The following is an 18,373-nucleotide window of genomic DNA, read 5'->3' as shown; positions in this document are numbered from 1 at the left end:
CATTTGAAAAAAACGTGAGGCGGAAAAACGAGATAAGTTCTTATGAATCTCAATTTCTCAAACATAAAAATTTAAGCGGTTACATTTTAATTGTTTTGGAATTGATTTTAAAGGAGGAACTAAAATGTCAGGGGAAAATCATGTTTTGGCACAAAAAATTTTAGAACAGCTTGGCGGTCCGGCTAATATTGCTGCATATACACATTGTATGACACGCCTTCGTGTGACACCAATTGATGATAATGCTGTTAATAAACAAGCAATAAAAAAAATCGACGGTGTATTAGGCCTTGTTGAGGAGGAGACATTACAGGTTATATTAGGGCCGGGGAAAGTGAATAAAGTCGCAGAAGAGTTTGGAAAGCTGCTAGAACCTGGAGGAGACTTAAAGCTAGAGGAGCTTGCAGCGCAGAAAAAATCAACATTAAAAACAAAAAATTCTACTCCGTTTAAAATGTTTTTGCGCAAAATCGCTAGTATTTTTATCCCGCTTATCCCGGCATTGGTGGCATCTGGATTAATTACAGGGATTACAAAGGCGGTTGTGCAGGCTGGCTGGCTGTCAGCAGAATCTCAGCTTGCGATGATATTAACGGTTATTGGGAGCGGTTTGTTTACTTATCTTGGAATATTAGTCGGAATAAATGCTGCAAAGGAATTTGGAGGATCACCTGCACTAGGTGGGGTGGCAGGTATATTAATTATTAACCCTTCTGTTGCAGGAATAACCCTCTTCGGTGAGGAGTTAATGCCTGGCAGGGGCGGGTTAATTGGTGTATTGTTCGCTGCAATTTTTATCGCAATTGTTGAAAAACGGTTGCGCCGTATTGTTCCACAGTCCCTTGATATTATCATAACACCAACAATCGCTTTATTAATTACAGGAATTGTTACATATCTCGTGTTTATGCCGATTGGCGGTCTAATCTCGGACGGAATAACAAAAGGTTTGCTGTCTATTTTAGATATGGGCGGGGTCGTAGCAGGATTTGTATTAGGTGCGACTTTCCTGCCATTAGTTGTAACAGGCTTGCATCAGGGATTAACCCCTGTTCACCTTGAGCTTATTAATTCGATTGGTGATGATCCTCTGTTGCCGATTTTAGCAATGGGCGGTGCAGGTCAGGTCGGTGCCGCATTTGCGATCTATATGAAAACGAAAAAAGCACGTTTAAAACGGGCAATCGGTGGTGCGCTTCCTTCCGGCTTGCTTGGTATTGGAGAGCCGTTGATTTTTGGTGTTACCCTTCCACTTGGAAGACCGTTTTTAACAGCTTGTCTTGGTGCAGGTATTGGTGGAGCATTCCAGGCTTACTTTAAAGTTGCGACAATCGCAGTAGGGGTTTCCGGCTTGCCGCTTTCCTTTCTTGTTCATGCACAGCAAATTCTGTATTACTTGGCAGGTTTAATCATCGCTTACACAGCAGGATTTATTTTCACGTTTTTGTTTGGCTATAAGGATGAAATGGCGAGTGAGTTTGAATGATTGGGATTTCCTTTTATCTAAATGACCCACTGGCAGAGCAACGAATAATAGAAGCAAGTCAAAAGGGAATAAGAAAGGCATTTACTTCGCTGCATATACCAGAGGAAAGAGGAAATCTTGCAAGCAAAGCTTCTAAATTGCTTAAGGCAGCTAAAGCCTGTGGTATGGAAGTTTATGCTGATGTATCAATGAAAACACCCCGCCATTTAAATGTTGAAAGCTTGGAACAACTGAGCTCTTTAGGTGTTGTTGGCATCAGATTAGATGATTTCTTCGAAAGTAATAGAATGATAGAACTATCAAAGTGTTTTCACATTGCCGTTAATGCCAGTACCATTTTAGAAGCAGAGCTGGAAAGCTTAATAGCTAACGGACTTAACACTAAAAGGCTAATCGCTTGGCATAATTTTTATCCTCGTCGTGAAACTGGTTTAGATAAAGACTTTTTTCGGACACAAACCATTCTATTTAAAAGATATAATATTCCGGTTTGTGCCTTTATCCCGGGAATTGGAGAAAAACGGGGACCTGTTTTTGACGGTCTTCCAACATTGGAGAGCCATCGGGAAATACATCCGTTTGCAGCGGCGGTTGAGCTGTATAAGCTTGGGATAACAGATGTGTATATTGGAGATCCAGATCATGGAAAGGGATTGTTAGAAAAGCTGATTAAATATGATAAAGATAAAATCCTGCCAATTCGTATTCATTCTGCCGTTTTAGAAGAAGGCATTAACCGTATACGTCCTGATTTATCTCGTGATGTGCTGCGGATAATGGATTCTCGTACAAACGAATCTGTCGCACAAGTCAATACAGTGGAACGACAGCGTGGAATGATTACAATGGATAATTCTTTATACGGACGTTACTGTGGAGAAGTGCAAGTTGTACTGCGAAATCTTCCCGCAGATGAACGAGTAAATGTGATAGGGACAGTTAATAGTGAGGATTTACAGCTTCTATCATACATTCAACCTGGTCAAATGCTGGAGTGGAAAATGGAAGCAAGATATAACAATCGATAAGTAGAACAATGCCCTGTTAAAAGCCATACAGGGCTTTTTGTTGTAAAAACTTTTCTGAATATATGATAAACTTGAACGGAGTAGCTATGCATCAAAGTCGTTGTAAGAAAGTAAAAAAGAATGCGGCTAAAAATAGTAGATGCATTCTTTTTTGTTTAGCTGCTGTTTTTTAAAAGCCATTTCTTAACATACAATCCTATGATAATACCCGGTAGCACACAGAGGATTGGCATAAATATTGGGCCAAGCAATATACCGAAAATGGTCCATTTTTGACAATAAATTAGCCCGACAGTCACACAAATGGCGCATGAGGCATAGGGCAAAAACGCGTAAGGAGGGGATGAATCTTCATCGTCATATGTATCTTTTACAGCATCCCACATCGCAAAAAAATAAAGGCATGGATAAAACATTATCCATTGAAAGTGAATATTATCGATTGATTTGTCAATATTGCCATGGAAGCTCGATATGATCGCAAGATTAAAATTAGATTGCCGGTTAATCACCATTTCCATCATGATGAAAAGCAGTGCTTTTAAATACTTGTGATTGAGCAGCTGGCCAAAGCCAGGAAAAGCAATTGACCATAACAATCTTTCTAGTGTCACCTTATTCAACTTATAATCAGCCTGCTTCCTTCTGATAATTGGTAATTAGGTATATTGTTAAAGCCACATATAAAAAAGCAGATGTCCATCTAAAAATTATGGACGCCGCATCATGTGAAAATGAAAGATAGCGTCTTGATGTTTATAGTATTTCAAAAGACCACCATAATTATTATGTTTTTACAGAAATTGTATAATTTATGTTAGAGATTACACAGGGAGGTATGTGATTTGAAGGAAGTATCTTATATGGACATTCATAACGAGGGCATTACAGCCTTTGAAAGCGATATGTTTGTCCATCTGCATGATTCAAAACTACTTATTCGCTATGACAGTAATTTAATCGCTTTTAAGCGCATGCCAAATGTACAGGAGTTCAGCAAAACAGAAAAATATTTGCATGACTACCATTTGGAAAGAAATCAAAAACATTTGAAATTTACTTTTCCTCCGAATGAAAAGATAGAGAAAGAAGTGTTAGCCAAACTGATCAGAGAAGGCTATGATATTGGATTTACCGAATTGTATACGATAAACCCGCTAAATTTTCCGAAAGTCAAAAAGCAACCGGAAATAGAGGTAGTTCCTGTTAGCGATAGTGAGCTTGAGGATTTTTTAGCATTGAGTTATCAGCAGGATAGTATCTATGGCAGTGAGTTTGCTGCACGTAAACGAGAAAATAATAAGCTCCATTTTGAGAATTCGAAATTTTGGCAAGTCCTGGCTTATTATGGGGGTATTCCGGCTGGTGGACTGGAGATAATCATACAGGACCAAACAGTCGAGATTGATGGTTTATTTGTGTTGTCGGAATTCCAACGAAAAAAAGTAGCTGCACATCTGCAGCAGCTTGTCATGGAATCCTTCCCTGACAAAACAGTTATTCTAGTTGCAGACGGTGAAGATACACCAAAGGAAATGTACAAAAAGCAAAATTATCAATATGCTGGATTCAGGTATGAAGCAGTTAAGGTGTTGCCAAATAACTAATTTTTTTAACAAGGAGACGAACCCGTATTGAAATCAGTTAAGGTTTATCATTATGATGCTTTTAGCACAAAACCTGATACAGGGAACCCAGCTGGTGTAGTGGTGGATGGCGAGCTTTTAAGTGAAGCAGAGATGCAGGAAATTGCTTCTAAGGTCGGCTTTAACGAAACAGGCTTTATCACTAAATCTGATAAAGCAGATGTAAGAATTCGTTATTTTACACCAGGCCATGAAATGGACTTATGCGGACACGGAACAATTGCCTGTTTATATGGGTTACATGAGCATAATCTACTTCCTCAAAAGGAATATATGACAATTGAAACAAAAGCTGGAGTTTTACCAATCAAGCTGCAAATCAGCGACAACGATCGTCTGTACATAACAATGAAACAGGCTGCACCGAAGTTTATGGAATTCGGAGGTTCTAAAGCGGACTTGGCAGCTGCAATAGGCTTGGCAGAAGATGATATTTCAGATGTACTGCCAGTCATGTATGGCAGTACAGGAATATGGACATTGCTGCTACCAATTAAAAGCCTTGCAGTATTTAAAAGGATGAAGCCGCAAAATCAGTTGTTTCCTGAGATTCTTAAGGAAATTCCAAAGGCCTCCTTACATCCGTTTTGTTTAGAAACAGAGCTAGAACATGCAGATATGCATGCTCGCCACTTTTCGTCTCCATTTTCCGGCACAGTGGAGGATCCAGTAACAGGAACTGCAGCTGGTGTAATGGGGGCATATTATGCTGAATTTATAAAAAAAGAAGCAGAAAGACCCTTTGAGCTTGTGATAGAGCAAGGCTTGGAAATCGACCGTGCTGGTAAGGTTCTCGTTAAGGTATCAGACAAAGAAAGAAGTCTTGATATTGAAATTGCTGGTACTGCTGTTTATGTGAAGAGTATGGAAATATCCGTTAATCAATAAAGCGATTTTTTCGGTAAAAATAAAAATACTATTGCAAAGTTTAATGAACCGTTGTAATATAATGGATAATAAAAAGCGATGACAAGGACATGAATTATTTTTACGGTCTGCAGAGAGGGAAGTGAAGCTGAAATCTTCCCGGCTTTAGGAAAATGATTTACCACCTTGGAGCAATGCCTTAGAAAGGGCATCGTTAGCTGCGTTAAAGCTCCAAAGCCGCAGGAAACTTTGCGGGAAGCTGGGTGGAACCACGGGTATAAGCACACTCGTCCCTTATATAGGGATGAGTGTGCTTTTTTATTTATATAAACATGCAATGACAAGGACATGAATTATTTTTACGGTCTGCAGAGAGGGAAGTGAAGCTGAAATCTTCCCGGCTTAGGAAAATAATTTACCACCTTGGAGCAATGCCTTTGAAAAGGTGTCGTTAGCTGCGTTAAAGCTCCAAAGCCGCAGGAAACTTTGCGGGAAGTTGGGTGGAACCACGGGTATAAGCACACTCGTCCCTTATATAGGGATGAGTGTGCTTTTTTATTTATATAAACATGCAATGACAAGGACATGAATTATTTTTACGGTCTGCAGAGAGGGAAGTGAAGCTGAAATCTTCCCGGCTTAGGAAAATAATTTACCACCTTGGAGCAATGCCTTAGAAAGGGCATCGTTAGCTGCGTTAAAGCTCCAAAGCCGCAGGAAACTTTGCGGGAAGTTGGGTGGAACCACGGGTAATAAGCACACTCGTCCCTTATATAGGGATGAGTGTGCTTTTTTATATATTTTTTTAGGAGTTGATTGTTAATGAATCAGGAAAAATCTATTAACGTAGCATTACCGGATGGGAAGAGCAAGGAATATCAAAGGGGCTGTACTGCAAAGTTTATTGCTGGTGACATAAGTGCAAGCCTGCGTAAAAAGGGAGTAGCTGCCATTATTAATGGCAAACTGTCTGATTTAGACACTTGCTTAGAGGAGGATGCACAGCTTTCAGTCGTCACAATTGATTCACAGGTTGGGCTGACTGTTTTGCGCCATACTGCAGCACATGTTATGGCACAAGCACTAAAAAGGCTTTATCCTAACGTCCAATTAGCCATAGGTCCAGTGATTGAAAATGGTTTCTATTATGATGTGAAAAGTGAAAAATCTATATCCATTTCTGATTTACCGATGATTGAAAAAGAAATGGCAAATATCATCAAGGAGGATTTGCCTATTAACCGCATAGAGGTGTCTTTTGAAGAAGGTGAAAGGATTTGGAAGGAAAGAGAGGAGCCATATAAGCTTGAGCTGCTGCAGGCAATTAAGGATGAGAAGATATCTATCTATGAGCAAGGTGAATTTATCGATCTTTGCCGCGGCCCCCATCTTCCGAGAACAGGCATGTTGAAGGCATTTGCTTTAACGAATGTTTCAGGGGCTTATTGGAAGGGAGACAGCGAAAATGAATCACTACAGCGTATATATGGAACAGCTTTTCCTACTAAACAGGCTTTAGAAGATTATTTACATTTTTTAGAGGAAGCAGCTAAAAGAAATCATCGCAAGCTTGGAAAGCAGTTAGGCTTATTTATGTTTTCAGAGGAAGCTCCTGGCATGCCGTTTTATTTGCCAAAGGGCCAGATAATCCGCAATGAACTGGAAAAGTTTTCGCGCGAGTTACAAGAGCGATCAGGTTATGAGGAGGTACGTACACCTTTCATGATGAATCAAAGACTTTGGGAGCAATCTGGTCACTGGGATCATTATAAGGATAATATGTATTTCTCCCATGTTGATGAGCAATCATTCGCATTAAAGCCAATGAACTGTCCTGGCCATATGCTGATATTCAAAAATAATCTCTATTCATACAGAGATTTGCCAATCCGCCTTGCAGAGTTCGGTCAAGTCCATCGACATGAATATAGCGGTGCCTTAAATGGGATGCTTAGGGTCCGCACATTCTGTCAGGATGATGCCCATCTATTTGTTCGAGAGGATCAAATTCAGGAGGAGATAGTAAATGTGTTTGCACAGATTGATCAAGTATACAGCACATTCGGCTTTGATTATAAGGTGGAGCTATCAACAAGACCAGAGGATTCATTAGGGGACGATAGTCTTTGGGAAGCCTCTGAGTTAGCACTGCAGCAAGTATTGGATAGTATGAACATTAACTATTCTGTAAATGCAGGAGACGGTGCGTTTTATGGGCCGAAAATTGACTTTCATATTAAGGATGCCTTAAATAGGAGTCATCAATGTGCAACAATTCAGCTTGATTTTCAAATGCCAGAAAAGTTTGATTTGTCTTATATAAATGAACAAAATGAAAAGGTTCGGCCAGTAGTTATTCACAGAGCTGTTATGGGAAGCCTTGACCGGTTTTTCGCCATTCTGATCGAGCATTTTGGGGGTGCTTTTCCGGTCTGGCTTGCACCTGTCCAAGTAGAGATTATTCCAGTCTCACATGTTCATCTGGATTATTGCCTCGAAGTCCAATCCGCATTAAAGGAAGCGGGAATTCGTGTGGAAGTAGATAAACGTCAGGAAAAGCTGGGCTATAAAATAAGAGAGGCACAGCTTGAGAAAATTCCTTATATTATCGTTTTGGGGGATCAGGAATTAAAAGAAGCTACTGTGAATGTTCGGAGGTTCGGGGAAAACGAAAGCGAAGAGCTGTCGGTAAAGGAATTTCTTAAATTTATCGGCAATAAAGTGAATAATCGAAGCTTAGCATAAATTAGTGAATGGAAAATACTGTCATACTAGCCAAGACAACTCGACCAGTATGACAGTGCTTTTTTTAGGCAGAGATAACTTTAGACACTTGGAACTGCAAACAGCTTAAGAAGACCGTTTAGCTTATAAGCAGAATGGTTCAAGAAATAATCTAATCTCGTACGCAGTCTAATCAAAGTGTAAATAATAGTTACAAGTATCGCCAAGAAAATCCCTCCTAAATTGAGTAGTGCCGTTTTTTAAGTGGCTTTTTTAGTCTTTCAATGATACGTGAAATTATCCCTCTAATTATTTTAGCAGTGAATTGTAGTTATTTTTTAAAATATTTCGACAAGAGTTCTGGTTTATATTAAAATTTAGTGTAAATTACAGTGGATTAGGGGTGTTTGGGGATGGAAAAACCGATTTTAGTTTATAGGGGAAGCCATGTGGAAAGCTCGCATTATGTCCATATTGCCGTTGTCAATACAGAGGGGGAATTGCTGTATTCGTATGGAGATCCTTACAGGATGACATTTCCGCGTTCGTCCATGAAGCCATTTCAGGCTGTTCCGCTAGTGGAAACAGGTGCTGCAGACCACTTTGCTTTTGACGCAAGCGCACTTGCACTTAGCTGTGCTTCACACAGTGGAGAGAATTATCATCGAAATACGGTTTTGAATATATTGGACAAGCTCGATTTAAAGGAAGAGGCACTTCAATGCGGCACACATACACCTTGGAATATGGAAGGCTATAAAAAAATGTTAAGAGCAGGTAAGGATGTAACACCTGTATACAGCAATTGTTCTGGAAAGCATTCGGGCATGCTGACAACAGCTGTCCATATGCAGGAGAAAATCAGCTCCTATCGTGAAGTTCATCATCCAGTGCAGCAACGCATACTAACAGCTATTGCGGAGATATGCTCTTTTCCAAAGGATAATATTCAATTAAGTGTCGATGGCTGCGGTGTACCTGTTCATCAAATTCCATTAATAAATGCTGCACTTGGATATGCACGGCTTGCTAAGCCAGATAATCAAGTGAATGAGCAAAGGTCTGCAATACTCGCAAGAATACGGGATGCTATGATTACACATCCAGAAATGGTTGGCGGGACAAACAGATTTGATACAGATTTAATGAAGGCATTTAGATCACAGATTGTCTCGAAAGCAGGAGCAGAAGCCGTTCAATGCCTCGGTTTGACAGAGCAGGGGATTGGAATTGCCATTAAGGTCGAGGATGGAGGCACAAGAGCAGTTAGTGTCGCCACAATCGAGGTGCTCAAACAGCTGGGCGTTGGAAGCGACCAAATTTATCAACAGCTTTCTAAATATGCAGAAGCGCCTGTAAATAATGCAAGGAAGGAAAAGATTGGCGCTGTAAAAGCCAATTTTTTGCTTACAAAACGGTCAGATGAAAATAAGTAAAGTGGGATGGACAAAACAAAAATACCAATCTAAACACGAATAATGTTATCTAACTTTGAGACAATATAGCATGCCATTATAAAATAGAGAGAAGTTTTATAATTAGTTCGTTTCATTACACTTCACCCACTCGCTTTCCGCGGGGAGGTATGGAGGCCTCCTCTAGTAGTCGAGTGGCCTCCGTTCCATTCCACTAAGATTTTTAATTATTTTTTTAAAACTGAAAAACCATAAAAAACCAAACGATTAATCAATAAACAATTAAATAGTTTGGTTTTGAAATAGACTTTAATACTTATGTCTTAGCCTCTTTTTTCATTATCTACCCTGTGCTGGTGCAGCAGAACGAAGGAAGAAAGATACTCCAAGACCGATCAACAGACAAACACTTAAAATAATGAATGACAATGTCAGCATTCCTGTTTTTAGCAGCTGTACCGCTACGATTGGACCTGCACTCGCCCCAAGAAACAGGACGAAAGCATTGAAGGAAATCGCCGTACCTCTAGCATTCCCACCCTTTTGACTGATGAGCGAGATGATTACAGGCGAAACAACCGCAATCCCTGCTACAAAAATGACACTTAAGATAACCACGGCTGTTAGAGAAGTACTGAAGCCTAACAGGAATAATCCGACAACAGATAGAAAAAGACCAGCCCGCATCACTGTTAATGCCCCGAATCGTTTCGAGATAGAACCAACAAAAAAAGCAACAACCATCCCGATAATCCCAACTGCACGAACATACAGAATTTGATCACTCGTTAATCCAAATTTCGGTGAAGATAAATAGCTCCCCAAAATGGTATACATTCCGACTAATGTGAACAGCAGCATAAATGTGACAGCAAAGCAAAGAAGCAGCTGCGGTTGATGAAATAATAGTTTAATTTGCTTGAATTTACTCCAAATATGCTCATTTGATTTTGGTAAATCCTCTTTCGGCAAAGCGATAATAACAAGGACCGCTGAAAATAAATAGACAATTCCTAAAATGAAAAAGATGGCATTCCAGCCGAGTAGCTGATTAATAAGCCCACTGAAAATCTGGCCGATTATTCCGGCCATAAGAAGTCCTGTGCTGATAAAACCAACAACTGTTACCCTTTTATTTGGCGGAAACATTTCACCTGCATACACAAGAGAAATTGGCGCAAAAGCAGCTGCAACTAGCCCTTGTACCGCTCTCAAAAATACGAGAGCATGATAGGAATGAACAAACCCAATCATAAATGTCACGACAGTTAAGACGCTGATACTAGTAACCATTAATACTTTTCGCCCGTATTTATCGGAAATAGGTCCGTAAAGCAAGCAGCCAAGTGCATAGCATAATGAAAACGAACTGCCTATCCAGGATGTTTGGTCCAAAGTAATCTGAAATTCTTCTGAGAAGACAGAGGTAAGAGGAATGGTGATATACATGCTCGTCAAGAGGGTGAGTCCACACCAGAAAAGAATAAACGTTATAAAGGGATAATTTCGTTTGTGACTTGCATCATTCATAATTGCTTGACTCAAATAAAGCGCTCCTTTAGTAATTTTTGCTTTCTTTAAAATCATTAGTCCATACCTGATTGGGTAGGGGGGATTAAGAATCCTTTGCTGATTATATAGTCTTTCTAAAAGGTATGCAATAAATTGGATCATAAACCGGATTCATCATTTTTGGGGTATTATCCACTTACTGTGAAAATAATAGGTATATTTTCTTATATATAAGGCAATTTTCCTGTCGATATAGGAATTAGATGGAGATAAAAAGATAAAGGCAGGAGACAACATGGGGGAAAAAAAGGGGTTAAAGAGAATAAAAATGACGATTAAAAGGAAGCTGCTGTTAACCTTTTTACTGTTGGTGATTATACCAGCAATAACGATAGGGGGAGTTTCTTATTTAAGTGCAAATAAGGCGATTTCAAACCAAATAACATATGCTGCAGAAGCAAGTGTAGATTTGCTGAACGAGTATATAGATAGTACGGTAGAGCCGAAGGTATAGGACGCTGAGTTTTTTGCTGAAAATATCTCGATAGATGAAAACAGTGTAAAGAAAAACTCCGATTTAAGAAAGCGACTTGACGAGTATGCATCGCTTCATCCAGAGGCTGCCAGCATTTATGTTGGTACACCTAATGGAGACATGATTCAGTATCCTGTTAAAAAGCTTCCAGACGGTTATGATCCACGGGAAAGAGACTGGTATAAAAACGCAGATGCTGCGACAGATACTTTTATATCTGATGCCTATTTATCAGCATCAGGGGAAATGGTTGTTACTATTTCAAAGAAGCTTACAGATGGAACTGGTATTATCGGAATTAACTTAAAGGTTGATTCTATTAAAGATGTAGCAAAAAAAGTGACAATTGGACAAGAAGGCTATTCCTTTATTCTTGGCAGGGAAAAACAATATATATACCATCCAACGAAAAAATCTGGTACAGAAGCAAAAGACAGTTTTATGGCAGAGCTTTATGAAAGTAATCAAGGACACCTGAACTATGATTACGATGGTGAACTGAAAAGCATGACCTTCACTACAAACAAATTGACTGGCTGGAAAATTGCAGGAGCAATGTTTAAAAGCGAAGTAGATACAGCATCAGCACCCATTGTGAAATCTTCATTAATCATTGAAATTCTCGCAATCATCGTTGGCATTATAATAGCTGTTCTTGTAACACGCTCCATTATCCGTCCAATTCACAAACTGAAGGACAGTGCCATTATTATCAGTAAAGGAAACTTATCAGAACCGATAGAAGTAACCTCAAGGGACGAGGTTGGCGAGCTAGGAAATGCCTTCTCTGATATGAAGGAATCGTTGCGTGAGCTGATTTCACAGGTAGACACAAATACAGAACAAGTTGCAGCGGCAGCTGAAGAGCTGTCCGCAGCATCTGAAGAAACAAAAACAGCAACTGTCCATGTTGCCTCATCCATTCAGCAAATCGCAGGTGGTGCAGAGGTGCAGACAATAGGTATTGAAAAGACGGCTAAAGCCATTGAAAAGGTAGGTCAAGGTATCAGTACTATTCATGAGAACTTTGAAATAGTTAATAAGGAAGCTAGACTGACAGCGAACCATGCAACAGAAGGGGGAGAGTCAGTTAAGAAAACAGTTGATCAAATGAACACGATCTTTGGACATGTTAATGAATCAGATAAAATGATTAAGTCATTAAACAATCGTTCGAAGGAAATTAATGAAATTAGTAATGTGATCAGTGGCATCGCTGAGCAAACAAACCTTTTAGCACTAAATGCCGCAATCGAGGCAGCAAGAGCTGGGGAGCAAGGCAAAGGTTTTGCTGTTGTGGCAGAGGAAGTAAGAAAGCTTGCTGAACAGTCGCAAACTTCTGCTAAACAAATTACTGGCTTGATAAAGGATATCCAGACAAGTACAGAACAGACTGTCGAAAAAATGAAACAGGCAGCAGATAGTGTTCAGACAGGGATAGACGTATCGCAAGAAGCAATTGTTAAATTTCAAGCAATTATTGAAGGAATTAAAACAATGGCACCAAAGATGGAAGAAGTTTCGCAAATTGTTAAAGGTGTAACGGGAGAAATGCAGTCAGTTACTTCCACTTCCTTTGAATTGGCAAATATTGCGAAAGAAAACACCGCTGCTTCTGAAAGTGTTGCAGCAAGTACAGAAGAGCAAATTGCAGTCCTTGAGGAAGTTACAGCATCAGCAAAATCACTTTCAAGCATGTCAGAAGAGCTGCAGGAACTAATTCGTAAATTCACTGTCTAATTGGTAATATATTCTAAGGCTATTTATAGCAAAAGTAAAAAACCGGATAAAGCCTGAGTTCATCAGTAAATGGCCCCTATTTAACGAGAAATAGGGGTCTATTTTTTTATATCCCTGCTGTTAGGAAATAGAATATAATAAAAGGTAGAAATATGAGGGTAAAAATCTAATATGGAGAATTAAAGATGTCACAAGAATTATTCCTGTTTGCTTTTATTGATATATGTGGCGGGCTGCTAAGTGCACTATTATGTATTTATGCTTATTACCGTATACGCAATGCTCCAGGAGGAATTTTCTATATTTTAGGAACCTTCTGCTGTATGCTCTTTACCTTTTTTTATGTGTTCGAGCTGACAAGCACGACACTAGAGCATATGAAAATATGGCTGCGCCTTGAATATCTTGCATTGCCATTTATACCGGTTTTTACATTATTCATGTGCATGGAATACGTGGGTGTTAAGTGGAGTCGCCGTTTGTACTACTTTTTCTTCGGCCTTCCGTCATTGACGATATTGATTCACTATACGAATGATTTTCATCATTTCTATTATAAATCAGTGGGTGTAGACACATCTGGGGCTTTTCCTACCTTAAGTCTTGAAGGCGGACCGTGGTTTTATGTCCATTCCTTTTTCTTATATGCATGTGTTTTAGGCAGCATTATTTTGCTTTTGGCACAGCTTCGAAAGGGGAAAGCAAGGCGCTTTAAATGGCAGATTGCGACAATGACAGCAGGTTTATTTGTACCTGTACTTGGCAGTGTTTTTTATTTGACAGGCTTAAGTCCTAACGGCATTGATTTAGGGCCAATATCAATGAGTGTTTCTTTTATTTTTCATGGGGCGGCAATAATATCGTTACAAATGTTCAGTGTTGCTCCGATTGCTAGAGAAAAGGTATTTGACAGCATGGAAGAAGGGGTTTTGGTATTAAATCAAAATAATGTTATTGTTGATTTTAATCCAGTCATGCAAACAATGGTTCCAGCAATCACCAGCCGTTCAATCGGCAAATCTGTAAAGGAAATGCTTAAGGGAAACGAGTCGCTTTTGGATATTGTTGTAAAAGGAGAAAAACAAGATTATATGCAGGAGACACTTCATTATCAAATCAAGTTTACTCCCGTTTTGCATAGGAAAAAGCATCTCGGCCAAATCATTACATTTGTGGATGTTACCGAAAGAATATTAATGCAGGAACAGTTAAAAGCTATCGCCAGTGTGGATGGTTTAACAAATGTATATACCCGTAGCTTTTTTCTGCAGAAAACAGACGAGCTGTTTGATCTGGATAAAGTGGCAATTATTATGTTTGATATTGATCATTTTAAGAGAGTAAATGATACTTTTGGTCATAAAGCAGGAGATATTGTCCTAAAACAAGTAGTCCAATTTGCCAAACAGCATATTAGAGCAGCTGATTTTATTGGCAGATACGGTGGTGAGGAGTTTATTATTTGCCTGCCTAATACCTCTCAATTAGATGCTGTTCAAGTTGCAGAAGCAATTCGTCATGAGGTTGAGAAAAACACTGTAAAGGTAGACGAAGCAGCAATTAATGTTACTGCAAGCTTAGGAGTTACAAGTGCTGTTATTGCTAACAACGAAAGTGAGCAGCTTATCGCATCACTTATGGATGAAGCTGATATAGCATTGTACGAAGCGAAGAATGATGGTAGAAACTGCGTACGCAGCTTTGAAAAATCTGCCGGTATACTGACAACATGAACCTGTACCTTTATTAGGGTACAGGTTTTTTTCTCTAAAATTTACTGTAGAAAATTTCCTTTTTGCCATTTTTTTAGTCGAATGAGCAGAAAACTCCACAATAGATACACTACTCCAAAGACAATATATAATAGTCCATTTATGGCTCCTAATATGCGCGGCTCTAGGAAATTCAAAAGCAGCCCTGTGGTAAACATGGACAAGCTCAAGCTCGTATTTCCAATCGTTGCAGAAAAGGAAAAATAAGCTCCTTGATGCTTTTGTGGCAGCTCGTTCATTATGACAGTGTCTAGCAGGGCATTGCCGACACCTCCAAATATAGTAAGAAGTCCAAACAAGACCGCAATAATAATGAATGAATCAATTTGACTTACAGCCAGCAAAATGAAGCCTTCCATCAACATGGAAAAATAGGCAAAATATAAGAAATGGCTCTTAATATACTTAGTGAGAAGCGGGCTGATGATAAAACCTATCCCAAGCACACTATAAAGAATTCCTACTCCTAAATCTCCTGCAAAAAAGGTGTTGTTTGCATACACACTGATAAGAACATTTTCGATGCCATTGGCAAGTGGAACAAGTATATCAGCACTCATTAGCATGATGAATAAGGAGGAAGAGAAGAGCACTGAAAACAGTCCTTTTCCTTTATATTCAGAAGGAGAAACAGCATTGCTCTGCGGATTTTCCAAGCTTTCAATCCTGTTAATGAAGGCACCTGCAACGATAAAGGAAACAATATTAACTAGAAAAGCAGCGTGAATTCCAAACAGATAGGAAACAACGCCTCCGGCCAATGCACCAATAACAAGGACGAAGCCTAATTGTACCTGTTCTAAACCGTTCACAGCCTTCAAGTTTTTGGGAGCAATAATTGCTGGAATGCTTGCTTTTCTTACAGGTGCATATAATGCCTCTCCACTTGCCAAAAGAAAGGAGGCGGAATAAATAATCCAAATATCTGCTTCATTTTCAACAAAGAAAAACGAAATGGCTATGACAGCCCGAGCCGCATCTGTAAAAATCAGCAGATTTTTTCGGGACCATTTAGCAGCAATTTTGTTGCTAAATGGCCCAAACAGTAAGAAGGGCAGCATGCGAAGAGCAAGAGTTATACCGACAGACATGCCAGAATCAGCAAGCTGTAAAAGAAGGGACAGGGAAGCAACCTGGCTAAACCTATCGCCGATACCATTAATTAGACCAGCTAGAAAAAGCTTTTGATACTTCTTTTCATTTGTCAGAATGGACATTATTTATCACCTTTTTAGATTACTATCTAATTAGATGATAATCTAATTTGTTTAAATTGTATAGAGGAAATTAGCAAGATAATAGGATTCGTGTCTGTTATTTTCATTGCTTTTAAGAAGTATTTGAAATTACTGTCTATTAGTTGAGTCATTTATATCAGGAGCAAACAAATTAAATCGGCAAATTTCAGCAAAACATGTGTTCTTATATGAGTCGAAAGGCTCTTTTTTTGAATATGCTAAATTGTTAAACTATTTAATGTAAACTACTAATCCTACAGGAGGGATCATATTTTGAGACCAGAAGTGAAGGTAATACCTTACAAAGTAGAGCAAGTGGTGCAAATGACAAATGAGGTGCCAACAGGAATACAGCAAATTCAAGCACCTGCATTATGGGGAAAATCGAAAGGAAAAGGAATGAAGATTGCAATCCTTGATACAGGCTGTGATACGACACATCCTGATTTGCAGGAGCGCATAATTGGCGGCTATAACTTTACAGATGATGATAACTCGAATCCAGATATTTATACAGATTATAACGGACATGGCACACATGTCGCAGGAACGATTGCGGCTGTTGAAAATGCTAATGGTGTTGTAGGTGCAGCACCAGAAAGCTCCCTTCTTATCGTGAAGGTCCTTAACGGACAAGGCTCAGGGCAGTATGATTGGATTGCCAACGGAATTAACTATGCTATCGAACAAAATGTTGATATTATCTCGATGAGCTTAGGCGGACCAGATGATGTCCAAGCCCTTCATGATGCCGTCAAAAGAGCAGTCGATAACCAAATCCTTGTTGTCTGCGCAGCGGGAAATGAAGGAGATGGACGTGACACAACAGAAGAGCTTGGCTATCCGGCAGCCTATAATGAGGTAATCAGTGTCGGGTCCGTTAATTTCACACGACGCTCTTCGGAATTTTCAAATTCCAACAGGGAAGTAGATCTTGCAGCCCCAGGAGAAAATATACTGTCCACCTATTTAAATGGCCAATATGCTAGACTTAGCGGCACATCCATGGCTGCACCGCATGTCACTGGCGGACTAGCCTTAATCAAAGCAATTGCAGTTCAGGAGTTTGATAGACAGCTAACAGAACCAGAGCTGTATGCACAGCTGATTAAACGAACTGTTCCTCTTGGCTTCTCTCCGAAACTGGAAGGAAATGGACTGTTATATTTAACAGCACCAGAAAAGCTTGCAGAAGCAATCCAGTCGACAGTCACAGAAATGCTATCAGTTTAACTAAGCTATTATGCTTTTAGAAGATGTTCCTTTAAAAGGAGCATCTTTTTTGTTTACATATAGCATATCTGGAAGTAAATTCTAATAGCCCGTTTAATAGTAATACTTCTGGAAGTCCATTATAATAGCATAATAAATATGAATTAGAATGAGGTCTATTAATTGAAAATCAAAGGTTATCTTTATACCATATCTTTTCATGAGGATGAAACAGACTTATGCGAGCTTGAGATGCGCTCCCTTTTTCCAGAGGACAGTATCTCTTCCACCGGTTTCATCGAAAGCAAGCTTGAGCTTGAGCAAAGCAGAAGTCCATTTATGAAAGGAAGGGTGGACATACTTGCAGAAAGCGAAAGCTATCACGAACTGTTGTCCGTAATTAGTGAACTAGGATTAAAAGAAGCTTCCTATAAAGTCGTTTTTATAAAAGGAGACGGAAGTATTCCATTTCCGGACAGAAAACGGATGGAGAGAGAAGCTGGGGCGTATATAGAGGGAGCTGTTGATTTACAAACCCCGAAACAGACCTTTGCAGTTATGTTTGCGAATGGCCGCTGGATATTTGGTTACTATCATAAAAGTAAATCTGTCTGGCTCGAGCACCAAAACAAGCCTAATCAATATTCCACTGCATTAAGCACAAGACTAGCAAGAGCTGTTGCTAATATTGCTGTGCCCCATCCAGCAGGTGTTAAGGCAATTGATCCTTGCTGTGGAATCGGTACTGTTTTGATTGAAGCCTTGTCGATGGGGATAGATATTGTCGGCAGCGATATCAATCCGCTTGTAACAGGCAAAGCGCGAGAAAATATTGCCCATTTCCATTTAAAAGGAGAGGTACTATTACAGGATATTAAAGCTGTAAAGGGTGCATTTGATGTAGCTGTTATTGATATGCCTTACAATCTTTGTTCTGTACTTCCGTATGAAGAAAAGCTTGAAATGCTTAAAAGTGCGAGACGATTTGCTAAAAAAGCAGTCATTGTATCAATAGAAGAAGTAGATGAGGCTATTCAACAAGCCGGCTTTGGCATTGTTGACCGCTGTACAGCAAACAAAGGCAGCTTTAAAAGGCATGTTTTAGTTTGTAAATAATCGGATTTTTCAGTAGTGCACATTGTTTGTTGCATATAAGGCACGGTGTTAGAATGAAAAAAGAGAAAAAAAGCGAATGGAC

General features: G+C 39.4%; 15 protein-coding genes and 1 pseudogene. 12 read left to right on the top strand and 4 right to left on the bottom strand.

The window, feature by feature from the left end:
• The first annotated feature begins 124 nt into the window (after window positions 1–124).
• Window positions 125–1,486, top strand: coding sequence for a PTS transporter subunit EIIC (locus EM808_RS02585; protein ID WP_127735376.1), 1,362 nt, complete (start codon window positions 125–127; stop codon window positions 1,484–1,486).
• Window positions 1,483–2,514 carry a MupG family TIM beta-alpha barrel fold protein gene (locus tag EM808_RS02580; RefSeq protein ID WP_127735373.1) on the top strand — a complete coding sequence of 344 codons (1,032 nt, stop codon included), beginning with the start codon at window positions 1,483–1,485 and terminating at the stop codon, window positions 2,512–2,514. The genes EM808_RS02585 and EM808_RS02580 overlap by 4 nt, the downstream gene beginning before the upstream one ends.
• A gap of 155 nt (window positions 2,515–2,669) precedes the next feature.
• Here the strand turns inward: EM808_RS02580 and EM808_RS02575 are convergent, their stop codons facing one another.
• A complete protein-coding gene (locus EM808_RS02575; protein WP_328590367.1) occupies window positions 2,670–3,128 on the bottom strand; it encodes a hypothetical protein in 459 nt (152 codons plus the stop codon).
• Window positions 3,129–3,359: 231 nt separating this feature from the next.
• Here EM808_RS02575 and EM808_RS02570 point away from each other — a divergent pair, with 231 nt between their 5' ends.
• From EM808_RS02570 to thrS, 3 genes are all read left to right on the top strand, one after another.
• Window positions 3,360–4,121, top strand: a complete 762-nt coding sequence (locus EM808_RS02570) for a GNAT family N-acetyltransferase (RefSeq protein ID WP_127735367.1) — start codon at window positions 3,360–3,362, stop codon at window positions 4,119–4,121.
• 27 nt (window positions 4,122–4,148) lie between these two features.
• Window positions 4,149–5,048: a PhzF family phenazine biosynthesis protein gene (locus tag EM808_RS02565; protein ID WP_127735364.1), complete on the top strand. Its 900-nt coding sequence runs from the start codon at window positions 4,149–4,151 to the stop codon at window positions 5,046–5,048.
• An 801-nt stretch (window positions 5,049–5,849) separates the two neighbouring features.
• Complete coding sequence (gene thrS / locus EM808_RS02560; RefSeq protein WP_127735361.1) at window positions 5,850–7,772, top strand: threonine--tRNA ligase; 1,923 nt, start codon at window positions 5,850–5,852, stop codon at window positions 7,770–7,772.
• An 80-nt stretch (window positions 7,773–7,852) separates the two neighbouring features.
• On the opposite strand, the gene EM808_RS29440 is transcribed toward thrS, so the two are convergent.
• Window positions 7,853–7,978 carry a hypothetical protein gene (locus EM808_RS29440; RefSeq protein WP_259347133.1) on the bottom strand — a complete coding sequence of 42 codons (126 nt, stop codon included), beginning with the start codon at window positions 7,976–7,978 and terminating at the stop codon, window positions 7,853–7,855.
• Window positions 7,979–8,164: 186 nt separating this feature from the next.
• Here EM808_RS29440 and EM808_RS02555 point away from each other — a divergent pair, with 186 nt between their 5' ends.
• A complete protein-coding gene (locus tag EM808_RS02555; protein ID WP_127735358.1) occupies window positions 8,165–9,187 on the top strand; it encodes an asparaginase in 1,023 nt (340 codons plus the stop codon).
• 318 nt (window positions 9,188–9,505) lie between these two features.
• On the opposite strand, the gene EM808_RS02550 is transcribed toward EM808_RS02555, so the two are convergent.
• Window positions 9,506–10,711 (bottom strand): MFS transporter, encoded by a 1,206-nt coding sequence (locus EM808_RS02550; RefSeq protein WP_164849557.1) that lies wholly within the window; start codon window positions 10,709–10,711, stop codon window positions 9,506–9,508.
• A 262-nt stretch (window positions 10,712–10,973) separates the two neighbouring features.
• Between EM808_RS02550 and EM808_RS02545 the strand changes: the two genes are divergently transcribed.
• From EM808_RS02545 to EM808_RS02535, 4 genes and pseudogenes are all read left to right on the top strand, one after another.
• On the top strand, window positions 10,974–11,192 hold the full coding sequence (locus EM808_RS02545; protein WP_127735352.1) for a hypothetical protein: 219 nt from the start codon (window positions 10,974–10,976) through the stop codon (window positions 11,190–11,192).
• A gap of 15 nt (window positions 11,193–11,207) precedes the next feature.
• A pseudogene (locus EM808_RS29435) lies at window positions 11,208–11,753 on the top strand (cache domain-containing protein); the annotation flags it as partial.
• 15 nt (window positions 11,754–11,768) lie between these two features.
• Window positions 11,769–12,953, top strand: a complete 1,185-nt coding sequence (locus EM808_RS02540) for a methyl-accepting chemotaxis protein (RefSeq protein ID WP_268926485.1) — start codon at window positions 11,769–11,771, stop codon at window positions 12,951–12,953.
• 185 nt (window positions 12,954–13,138) lie between these two features.
• A complete protein-coding gene (locus EM808_RS02535) occupies window positions 13,139–14,686 on the top strand; it encodes a histidine kinase N-terminal 7TM domain-containing diguanylate cyclase (protein WP_127735346.1) in 1,548 nt (515 codons plus the stop codon).
• A gap of 41 nt (window positions 14,687–14,727) precedes the next feature.
• On the opposite strand, the gene EM808_RS02530 is transcribed toward EM808_RS02535, so the two are convergent.
• Window positions 14,728–15,942, bottom strand: a complete 1,215-nt coding sequence (locus tag EM808_RS02530) for an MFS transporter (protein WP_127735343.1) — start codon at window positions 15,940–15,942, stop codon at window positions 14,728–14,730.
• 345 nt (window positions 15,943–16,287) lie between these two features.
• On the opposite strand from EM808_RS02530, the gene EM808_RS02525 reads away from it, so the two are divergent.
• Window positions 16,288–17,196, top strand: coding sequence for a S8 family peptidase (locus EM808_RS02525; protein ID WP_412758962.1), 909 nt, complete (start codon window positions 16,288–16,290; stop codon window positions 17,194–17,196).
• Between the two features lie 162 nt (window positions 17,197–17,358).
• Entirely contained in the window at window positions 17,359–18,291 is a 933-nt protein-coding gene (locus tag EM808_RS02520) for a TRM11 family SAM-dependent methyltransferase (protein WP_235856547.1), read from the top strand.
• Window positions 18,292–18,373: the final 82 nt, after the last annotated feature.

Source organism: Niallia taxi (assembly GCF_004005475.1).
Taxonomy (GTDB): domain Bacteria; phylum Bacillota; class Bacilli; order Bacillales; family Cytobacillaceae; genus Niallia; species Niallia taxi.
This window is presented reverse-complemented; position numbering and strand designations above follow the sequence as displayed.